This is a genomic window from Parafrankia sp. Ea1.12 (assembly GCF_900465275.1).
Lineage (GTDB): Bacteria > Actinomycetota > Actinomycetes > Frankiales > Frankiaceae > Parafrankia > Parafrankia soli.
The window spans coordinates 1-9,856 of sequence record NZ_UBIZ01000499.1; the positions used below are offsets into that span (position 1 = coordinate 1).

Annotated in this window: 9 protein-coding genes and 1 pseudogene; 6 read left to right on the forward strand and 4 right to left on the reverse strand. The window is 71.5% G+C overall.

Translation table 11 applies throughout. The features are described from left to right. From FMEAI12_RS29360 to ppk2, 3 genes and pseudogenes are all read right to left on the reverse strand, one after another. Positions 1-983: pseudogene (locus FMEAI12_RS29360) on the reverse strand (hypothetical protein); the annotation flags it as partial. A 105-nt stretch (positions 984-1,088) separates the two neighbouring features. Next, positions 1,089-2,003, reverse strand: a complete 915-nt coding sequence (locus FMEAI12_RS29365) for a cyclopropane-fatty-acyl-phospholipid synthase family protein (protein WP_112108595.1) — start codon at positions 2,001-2,003, stop codon at positions 1,089-1,091. 300 nt (positions 2,004-2,303) lie between these two features. Then, positions 2,304-3,278, reverse strand: a complete 975-nt coding sequence (gene ppk2 / locus FMEAI12_RS29370) for a polyphosphate kinase 2 (RefSeq protein ID WP_112108596.1) — start codon at positions 3,276-3,278, stop codon at positions 2,304-2,306. Positions 3,279-3,682: 404 nt separating this feature from the next. Between ppk2 and FMEAI12_RS29375 the strand changes: the two genes are divergently transcribed. Both FMEAI12_RS29375 and FMEAI12_RS29380 read left to right on the forward strand, forming a co-directional pair. After that, the gene (locus tag FMEAI12_RS29375) at positions 3,683-4,543 is read left to right on the forward strand and encodes an SDR family NAD(P)-dependent oxidoreductase (RefSeq protein ID WP_165938607.1); all 861 of its coding nucleotides are present in this window, start codon (positions 3,683-3,685) and stop codon (positions 4,541-4,543) included. Positions 4,544-4,598: 55 nt separating this feature from the next. After that, positions 4,599-5,369: an SDR family oxidoreductase gene (locus FMEAI12_RS29380; RefSeq protein WP_071067016.1), complete on the forward strand. Its 771-nt coding sequence runs from the start codon at positions 4,599-4,601 to the stop codon at positions 5,367-5,369. 130 nt (positions 5,370-5,499) lie between these two features. Here the strand turns inward: FMEAI12_RS29380 and FMEAI12_RS29385 are convergent, their stop codons facing one another. Further along, positions 5,500-6,024, reverse strand: a complete 525-nt coding sequence (locus FMEAI12_RS29385; RefSeq protein WP_020459513.1) for an NUDIX hydrolase — start codon at positions 6,022-6,024, stop codon at positions 5,500-5,502. A 225-nt stretch (positions 6,025-6,249) separates the two neighbouring features. Here FMEAI12_RS29385 and FMEAI12_RS29390 point away from each other — a divergent pair, with 225 nt between their 5' ends. The 4 genes from FMEAI12_RS29390 to FMEAI12_RS29405 form a co-directional block, all read left to right on the forward strand. Further along, a complete protein-coding gene (locus FMEAI12_RS29390) occupies positions 6,250-7,260 on the forward strand; it encodes an acyl-CoA desaturase (RefSeq protein WP_200835459.1) in 1,011 nt (336 codons plus the stop codon). 43 nt (positions 7,261-7,303) lie between these two features. Beyond that, complete coding sequence (locus tag FMEAI12_RS29395; RefSeq protein ID WP_071067018.1) at positions 7,304-7,567, forward strand: acyl carrier protein; 264 nt, start codon at positions 7,304-7,306, stop codon at positions 7,565-7,567. Between the two features lie 2 nt (positions 7,568-7,569). Beyond that, a complete protein-coding gene (locus tag FMEAI12_RS29400) occupies positions 7,570-8,481 on the forward strand; it encodes a cyclopropane-fatty-acyl-phospholipid synthase family protein (RefSeq protein ID WP_112108598.1) in 912 nt (303 codons plus the stop codon). Beyond that, on the forward strand, positions 8,478-9,856 hold a 1,379-nt coding region (locus FMEAI12_RS29405; protein WP_235014760.1), incomplete at its 3' end, for a cytochrome P450. The genes FMEAI12_RS29400 and FMEAI12_RS29405, both read left to right, overlap by 4 nt.

Sequence of the window (9,856 nt, forward strand, 5' to 3'; positions counted from 1 at the left end):
CCGCCCGGCCCACCGGGCGTCCCACCCGCCGCACCGCCGGCAGCGGGAGCCGGGGACTCGGCCGGGGCCGCGCCGTCGGACGCCGCCGGGGGCCGCCGTTCGGACGCCACGGCCGCCTCGTCCGCGGCCGCCGCCTCCTCGGCCGCCACCTCCTCCTCGGCCGCCAGCTCGTCGCCCGCGAGATCGCCCAGGGTCAGGCCGCCCAGTCGCGGGATGGAGCCGCGGTCGGAGACCACCGTGGCTCTCTGCTGGCTCTGGAGAAGCTGCAGGAGCGCGATGACCTCCCCCAGCGTCAGCCCGGAGGGCGTGGTGGACGTGGTGGCCGAGCTACCGCTGTCCTTCGGGGGCCTGTGTCCGCCGTGCCCGTAGTCGGAGCTGTCGGCGTCATCGTCCGCCCCCGTCGGGGATCCGACCACGAGAACCGTCGCGGTGAGGGTGAGCGGGGACGTCCCCGCGGCCGGGACCCCTGTGGCCCCGGCCGCCGCCGGCACGCCGGTGGCCGGGAGCGGGACCGCGCCCGGGGCGGCGACCGGAGCCGCGGCCGGCGGGGCACCGGTGCCGGTCGCGGTGAGCAGCTTCGTCCCCAGCGACATGAAGCTGACCGGGACCGCGATCCTCCCCGCGGCGTCCGCCGTGGTCGCGTCCGACGGGACGCCGTTGGCCGCGATCTCGACGAGCGTGCCCGGCGCGAAGCCGCACCCGCCGAAGGTGGTGCTCTCGCCGACCAGCAGGCGCGAGTGGCCCACCCGACCCGAGCCGCACCCGGGAGCGGTCAGCGCCGCCACCGTCCTCCCGGCGGGAACGGGCAGGGGAACGGCGCCGGGAGCGGACACGCCGCCGGCGGGGCCGGCCGTGAGGACAGGCCCCCTGGCAGCTGTGGGGACACCGGGGGCCGCGGGACCCGTCGCGGCCCCCGCGGCCCCCGCGAGCAGGACCTCCACCGTCACGATCAGTAGCAGGAAGACGGCCAGGACCGCACCCATCGCAACCATCCGCCTACCGGACGGGACGGCTTCCAGACACGCAGGCACACTCATCGACGACCCCCACCGTCGCGGCTGGCGGCCTAGCCGTCGACAACCGGCAGCCTAGGAGCGACTACTCTCCGTGTCCATAACCTGCTGAGGCCCCGAAGGGACGGCGGGTAGCCGGCCCCGGCGCGCGGTGACCAGCAGGCGCCCGGCGCCCAGCCGGTAGGGCGTGCCGTCCGGATCGGAGTGGCGTCCGATGTCGGTGAAGCCCGCCGCGCCCAGCAGGTCACCGATATGCCCGCACGTGTAGACGTGATGGACGGCGGCGGTGTCCAGCACGTCGTCACCGCGGGTGAACCGGTATCTGCTGAGCATCCGGCTGCGGGCCACGTCGTAGTCGACCGTCGCCTCCGTCGTGATGTCACCGGTCCGCATGACGCGCGCCTCGCCGGTGAAGCCGGGCAGGACGGACTCCGCCGTCGCGCCGAAGTCGAGGACGAGGCCCCCGCCGGGGCGCACCGCCGCGGCGAGGGAACGGACGAACTCCGCGGTCTGCGCGGGGGTGAGGTAGCCGAAACTGTTACCGAGGCACACCGCCGCGTCGAAGGAGCCCGACGGGGCGATCTCCCGCATGTCCCCGAGAACGAACTCGACGGCAGTGCCCGTGGCCGCGGCGGCGCGGCGGGCGTGCTCGATCGCCTCCGCCGACAGGTCCACGCCGGTCACCCGGTGGCCGCGCTCCGCCAGCGCGAGGCTGTGCCGGCCGCTTCCGCACGGGACGTCGATGATCCGCGACCCCGGCGCGAGCCCGAGGCGCGTCTCGACGAAGTCGACGTCGGCGGCGGTCATCTCCGGCGTCGCCGCGCGGCGCCAGAACTCGTTCGGCAGTTCGGTGAAGAACTCGGTGAACCACTCGGGCGAGGGTTCGCCGGTCTGGTCGGTGAGCTGAGTGGAGGAAGAAGAAACAGAAGAATGTGCGGACAACGCCGAGATCTCCTTGCTGGTGCTCTGCAGGGTGACGACATATGTCACCGGGCACCAGGAGTCACGCGCCGCGTCCCGCGGTCAGCGCTGAGCGCCACCGCGCCGGGTCGACGGGTGACCTCCGGAAGCCCGGGACTGTTCCCGGGCAGCCATGGCTTCCTCCACTGTCGGCGCCGGCTGTGTGTTTCCGGCGCTGCCGCGGTCACTGTAGGCCAGCCCGTCACGAACCGTCAAAGTTATTTTCCGGCCGGCGGCGCGCGGTGTCGGAACACCCGCCTGGTCGGCACACCCTCGCCGGGTGTCGGCGGGATCGGCTACAGCGCCAGCCACAGCCGAGCGCCAATACGGTCAGAGCTTCGGGAACTGGCGGTCTGCCTGCTCGCCGGGCTCCAGCAGCCCGGCGGCCGCGCCGACGATCCGCTCGTCGGGGCGGCCGATGACCGACTCGTCCCGGCCGGGGTAGTCCAGCCGGGAAAGGACGTACCGCATCGCCTCGAGCCGGGCCCGCTTCTTGTCGTTGCTCTTGATGACCGTCCACGGGGCCTCGGGGATGTCGGTGTAGAAGAACATCGATTCCTTGGCCTCGGTGTAGTCGTCCCACCGGTCGAGCGCCGCGAGGTCGACCGGGCTGAGCTTCCACTGCCGCACCGGGTCGATCTGACGGATGAGGAACCGCGTCTGCTGCTCCCGGCGGGAGACCGAGAACCACAGTTTGACGAGGTGAATGCCGCTGCGGACGAGCATCCGCTCCAGCTCGGGCGCCTGGCGGAGGAACTCCCGGTACTCCTCCGGGGAGCAGAAGCCCATCACCCGCTCGACCCCGGCCCGGTTGTACCAGGAGCGGTCGAACATGACGATCTCGCCGGCGGTGGGCAGGTGGGCGATGTACCGCTGGAAGTACCAGGTCCCGCGCTCGGTCTCGGTCGGCTTCTCCAACGCGACGACCCGGGCGCCGCGCGGGTTGAGATGTTCGGTGAACCGCTTGATGGTGCCGCCCTTGCCGGCCGCGTCGCGCCCCTCGAAGACGAGGACGAGCCGCTGCCCGGTGTCCTTCACCCAGTACTGCAGCTTCAGCAGCTCGATCTGCAGCAGCCGCTTGTCCCGCTCGTACTCGTCGCGGGAGAGCCGCTGCGCGTACGGGTAGTTCTCCCGCCAGGTGTCGATGGTCGTCCCGTCGGGCCGGAGCAGGATCGCGTCGTCGGCGTCCTCCTCGACGACCGTCAGCGAGCGGACGTCCGCGCCCAGGTACTCGACCGGGAGCACGCCGGGCGGCGCCTCGGCGGCGGCACGCAGACCAGGAGTCGCGGTGGTCAGGTCACTCATGGCAGCCTCCGGTGGCGGTAGCGGGCCGTCGTCGGATACGGCACGTCCCGGGCCGCTTGCCTGCCGGGCGGCCTGTCTGCCGGGCGGCCTGTCTGCCGGGCGGCCTGTCTGCCGGGCGGCATCGCCTCCCGGTCGGCGTTGTCTCCCGGTCCGCCTTGTCCGCGACGTACCCGCTCCGGGGGTGCGGCAGGCCGGGAGATCCCGCGGCGCCCCGGCCGTCCTCCCCGATCCCACCACCGACCTGGCCGGACGGACCTCGCCGAGCTGGGTGTTCATCATCTGTTCCCCAGATGAACACAAGTCGACCCGCCCGGGAGCCAGATCCGCGGGCCGATGCCCGGGGATGGGACCGCGCTACCCTCTATTTGACCAGTGTTCAAATGGCGAGCGGAGGTCGGATCACCGTGCAGCGACAGAAGGAACTGGACCTGACCGGCAAAGTCGTGATCATCACGGGGGCCAGCCGGGGCGTCGGCCGGCAGGCAGCCCAGACGTTCGCCCGCCGCGGCGCGAACCTGGTCCTGGCCGCACGAACGGTCGAGCCGGACAGAACCCTGCCCGGCGCCCTGAACGAGACACTGACGCAGATCGAGAACACGGGCGCCAGCGCGATCGCCGTGCAGACCGACTTAGCCAGCGAGGCGGATCTCCAGCACCTGGTCGACGCCGCCGTCGAGCGGTTCGGTGGCGTCGACGTGCTCATCAACAACGCGGCGGCCACCACCGGCGACATCTGGTCCAAAAGATTCCTGGAGCTGACACGCGAGGACTGGCTGTACCAGTTCGACGTCAACCTCCACGCGCCCTTCACCCTCATACAGTCAGTGACACCGATCATGGAACGTCGCGGCGGCGGGCGCATCCTCAACCTCAGCACCGGCAGCGGTGAGGTCTTCCGCCAGCCCGAGGAGCTCCCCAAGCTCGAGAACATCGGCGAGTTCAGCCTCGCCGTGCCCGGCTACTACTCCAGCAAGCGAGCACTCGACCGGCTCGGCAACGTCCTCGCCCCCGAGCTCGCCCGGAAGGGCATCGCCGTGATCGGCATGCACCCGGGCCTGGTGGCCACCGAGCTCGTCGCCATCCGCGTCAAGGAGGCCGGCCTCGACGACAGCGTGGCCGTGCCGATGGACGTCCCCGCCCGCATGCTCGCCTACTTCGCCTCGTGCGCCGAGCCCATGGAATACACCGGACGCCTGTTCTGGGCCGAACGTGAACTCAAGGAGCTCGGGATCGACCTGGACGACCAGCCCACGACCACCACCTGAACCGGAGCGACGGGACGGCCGGGGCGCCCGGGTCACCGCTACCAAAGGGAAGATCATGAATCTGGAGAAGTACGGGCCGTGGGCGCTGGTCGTCGGCGGCTCGGAGGGCATCGGTGAGAGCTACGCCCGAAAGCTGGCCGCCCAGGGATTCAGACTGGTCCTCACGGCCCGCAAGACCGGTCCTTTACAGGTGCTCGCTGATGACCTGCGCGCGGGCGGCGCGGAGGTACGCATCCTGTCCGTCGACCTGAGCGAGCCGGACGCCCTGGAGCGGACACGGACCGTGACCGACGACATCGAGGTCGGCCTGCTCATCTACAACGCCGGCGCCAACAGCGTCCGCGGTGATTTCGTCGGGTTGGATCCCGCGGTCTACCGGTCGGTCATAGCCGTCAACGTGCTCGGTCAGGCCGAGTTCGCGCGGCACTACGGCGGCCTCATGTGCGCGCGCAAGCGCGGGGGGATCATCCTGTCCGGCTCGGGCGCCAGCTTCATGGGCGCGCCGTCCCTGGCCGCCTACTGCGGGTCGAAGGCCTTCAGTCGCATTTTCAGCGAAGCGCTGTGGATCGAGTGCGAACAGTACGGAGTCGACGTACTGCACCTCAGCATCGGCTTCACGGCCACTCCGGCGATGGCCCGGCTGGGTTATCCCCTCGACGCCGCTCAGGCGCCCGACGAAGCCGCCCAGGAAGCCCTGGACAACATCGCCAATGGTCCGCTGTGGATCGCGGGCGGACAGTCGTCTCTCGAGACCGCGGTGAACCGGTCCACGGTTCCGGGGCGAGCCGAGGCAGTTCGGGCGTTCGCCACCCCGGGACGGTTCTGACGCCGCTCGAGCCCGGCGGGCGTGGGCCCCGTGGCCGGCGGCGGTGACGGTGTGGTCGCCAGCGATCCGCCGCCGGTCAGCACGGGTGCCGTCAGCGGCCGCGGTCAGCCCGCACGGTCAGCAAATGCGGTCAGCGGGTTTCCGGCGGCGCGGCGGCGTCGCGGCCGAGCGCGGCGAGACCGGCGGTCACCAGGTGCCGCAGGAGTTCGGGACGGCGCCCGGGGCGGCGGGCGAGGAACTCCGCGGGCGGCAGCACGACCCGGCCCGCCGACTCGTGCGTGCGCTCCCAGGGAGCGAGCTCGGTGACCATCGCGGCCCGGACCACCATGTACGTCAGATCATCCGGACCGAACAGGTCAGACTGGATGACCTCGACGGGCACCAGCGCGCCGAGCCTGATCCGGGCCTCCTCCCAGGCCTCCCGGCGCACGGTCTGCTCGACGGACGTCTCGTCGGCCCGGACGTGCCCACCGGGCAGGTCGAGGCCGCGGGCCAGATCCGCGAGTACCAGCCCGCCCTCCGGCGTCACCGCGACGACGCTCGCGCTGGTGACGGCGGCGAACGGCGGATCCACCGCCGACCCCAGGAACGTAAAGGTCACCCCGGCCTTCGGCCGGCCCGCCGTCGACCGCCGATCGGCCGCACCGGTGCTCACGACCGACCCGCCGACCGGCTCACCGGCCGAACCCCCGGCCGAACCGCCGGCCGAACCGCCGGCCGAACCGCCCACACCGTGATCATCAGACCTCCCGAGGCGACCTGAGTTCAATCGCGCGATTTGTATCCGCGACGGAGCCTACAAAACCCGCCTGGGCTGCTGTTACGCTGCCGCCACCTGAATGACGACCTCGAGTGGGTACTCAGGAGGCACGGTTCAGAAATGGCAGACATCCAGCGTGCGGCCGGGATTTCCAACCTCGATGCCGACACCGGAGACGCGAGACCGGCTCCCCGCCGGAAAACACTCAGCAGCCCCTACCTGCACCGCCTCCAGCGCCGCCATTTCCTGCTGTTCGACATCATCCCGATTCTTGGCACCATCGCCGCGCTCGGATTCCTCACCGTGCACCCGTTCGGCTTCACCGAGCTCGGGCTGCTGGCGTCGATGTGGCTGCTGACCGGGCTCGGTGTCACCGTCGGATATCACCGGCTGTTCACCCATCGGACGTTCAGGACAACGCGCGGCGTCTCGGCCGTGCTAGCGGTTCTGGGCTCGATGGCCGGCCAGGGCGGGATGGTCTCCTGGGTCGCCCTGCACCGGCGGCACCACGAGTGCAGCGACCGCACCGGCGATCCGCACTCCCCCAATCTCGCCGGCGGCGGGCTGCGCGGCCGGCTCCACGGGCTGGCGCACTCCCATTTCCTGTGGATGCGCCGCCACGAATACCCCAACATCGCCCACTACGCTCCCGACCTGCTGAGAGACCGCGCGCTGGCCCGGATCGGGCGGCGCTACGACTACTGGGTCCTCCTGGGCCTGCTGATCCCGACGCTCGTCGGCGGCCTGGTCTACTGGAGCTGGGCCGGGGCGGTGAGCGGGTTCCTCTGGGGCGGCCTGGTGCGGATCTTCGTCCTCGAGCACATCATCTGGTCGATCAACTCCTTTCTGCACATGTTCGGCACCCGGGCTTTCGACTCCCGGGAGAACAGCAGGAACGGCGGTGTCTTCGGGCTGCTGACCCTGGGCGAGTCGTGGCACCACAACCACCATGCCTTTCCGGAATCCCCCTCCTTCGGCCTGGCCTGGTACCACCTGGACCCGGGGTACTGGCTCATCAGGACCCTCGCGGCGTGCGGCCTCGCCTGGGACCTCAAGGTTCCGTCCACGGAACGCATAGCCGCACGAAGAGTGCCGAGAACCGCCGGGACGGCGACCGGCCCGGCGACATAGGGAGCGGACACAAGTGGAGGGGATACAAATGGAGGGGACACCAATGGAGTCGACACAGCCGGAAATCGCGGGATGGTGCCGGGAGTACCTGGCCGGACTTCTCGAGGTCCCCGCGGGAACCCTCGATCTGGACGCCGACTTCGATCGGCTGGGCATCGATTCGGCCCTGGCGGTATCCCTGCTCACCGAGGTCGAGGACCGTTACGGCGTCGAGCTCGCCGCCGAGGAGCTTTTCGCCAATCCCAGCCTGAACGCCGTCGCGGCACGCCTGCACGAGCAGCGACAGGCGCAACGGCAGGTGACCTGATCGTGACGCTGACCGACGAGAATGACCGGAGGGCAGAGGCAGCCGAGGCGGCTGCCGCCGTCCGCCATCACTACGACGTGGGAAACGAGTTCTTCGCACTCTGGCTGGACCGGTCTCTCACCTACTCGTGCGCCATCCGGGCGGCGGCGGACGACACCCTGGAGGCCGCCCAGGAGCGCAAGCTGCGGTTCCATCTCGACGCGATCGACGCGGGCCGCGCGCGGAGCGTGCTGGACATCGGCTGCGGCTGGGGCTCGATCCTGGAGCGGCTGTCCGGTGAGCGTGGGGTGGCGCGGTCGGTCGGCCTCACCCTCAGCGAGGAGCAGGCGGCCCACGTGCGCTCCCGCGGCCACCCCGGTGTGGACGTCCGCACCGAGGACTGGCTGCACTACTCCCCCGAGGACCGCTTCGACGGGATCATCTCGATCGGCGCGTTCGAGCATTTCGCCAGGCCCGAGGACTCGCCGGCCGAGAAGGTTCGGCGCTACCACGAGTTCTTCACCCGGACGAGGTCCTGGCTGAACGACGGGGGCGCGCTGTCGTTGCAGACGATCGCCTACGCGAACATGTCCGGCGCCGAGGCGAGCCGCTTCATGCAGCAGGAGATCTTCCCGAACGCGGAGCTGCCCACCCTGACCGAGATCGTGACCGCGGCCGAGGGCGTCTTCGAGATCCAGTCGGTGCACAACGGCCGGCTCGACTACGCCTGGACGTGCGAGCGGTGGGCCCGCCGCCTGCGCGCGCGGCGCGCGGAGGCGGGCCGGCTGGTGGGGCCCGAGGTGGTCGCCCGGTACGAGCGCTACCTGAAGCTGTCCTCCGTCGGCTTCCGGATGGGGAAGATCTGCCTGCTCAGGATCGTGCTGCGCCCTTTCCGGGACCGCTACTTCGCGGCCGGGGAGGTGCCGAGGGGATGACCCCGCGGGCACACGAAGCCGCCGTCGACGAAGCCGCGGCCACCGTTGGCGGAGCCGCCGCCGGCAGGGCCTCCGGCGGGGGCGCCGCCGGCGGAGGGCGGGCGGCGATCCGCTTCAGCCCCTTCGGCGCGGAGTTCCGCCGCGACCCCTATCCGCTGTACCGACGGATGCGCGAGGCACAGCCCGTCCACCGCACGATGGGCATGTGGGTCCTGACCCGGCACGCCGACGTGCAGGGCGTCCTGCGGGACCGCACGTTCAGCGCCGGGCTCATCCCCCAGTTGGTCAGCCGGCGGGCCGGCCAGCTGGCCCGGGCGAACGTCGACCGGGTGGTGCGGCTCGGCGAGAAGTCCCTGGTGTTCACCGACAACCCGGACCACGCGCGGCTGCGCGGGCTGGTGAACCGGGTGTTCACCGCCACCGAGGTGGCCGCGCTGCGCCCCCGCGTCGAGGAGGTCGCCGGTGGCCTGGTGCGGCGCGCCCTGGCCGCCGGCGGCATGGACGCCATCGCCGACCTCGCGGCGCCGCTGCCCGTCACGGTCATGTGCGACTGGATGGCGCTGCCGGACGGCCTGCGCGCGCAGGTCGGCCCGTGGACGCACGACATCCGGTTCCTGCTCGAACCCGGGCTGATGCGGGCCGGCGACTTCGAGCACGTGTGCGACGTCGTCGAGACGTTCGCGCGGGCTCTGGACGGGGTCGTCGCCGAGCGCCGGCAGCGGCCCGGCGGCGACCTGATCAGCCGCCTGCTCGCGGCCCGCACGGCCGGCGGGGACGCACTCACCCCCGAGGAACTGATCTTCGTCTGCATCATGTGCTTCGTCGCGGGCAACGAGACCACGAAGTCGCTGCTGGGCAATGGTCTCCTCGCGCTGCTGCGGCACCCCGACCAGGCGGCCCGCCTGCACCGCGCGCCCGAGCTGGCCGGCGACGCCGTCACCGAGGCGCTGCGCTACGACAGCCCGCTGCAGATGACCAAGCGCGTCGCGACCCGCGACATGGATGTCGACGGCCGGCGGATCCGGGCCGGCGACCAGGTGCTGCTGTGTCTCGGCGCCGCGAACCGCGACCCGGCCGTGTTCGACCGGCCGGACGAGTTCGACGTCACCCGCGCACCGAAGGCCCACCTGGCCTTCGGCCACGGCATGCACGGCTGCCTCGGCGGTCTCCTCGCCGAGATGCAGGCCCAGGTCGTCTTCGAGTGCCTCTTCGGAGCGACCACCAGCATCGAGCCGCGGACCGACCAGCTCGAGTGGCAGGACCACAGCTCCATCGTCCGGGGGCTGCGGCACCTCCCGGTGACTCTGCACGCCGCCGGCACCGTTCTCCCCCGCGCCCTCCCCCACGCCGCCGGCGGGGCGGGCGGCACCGGCGG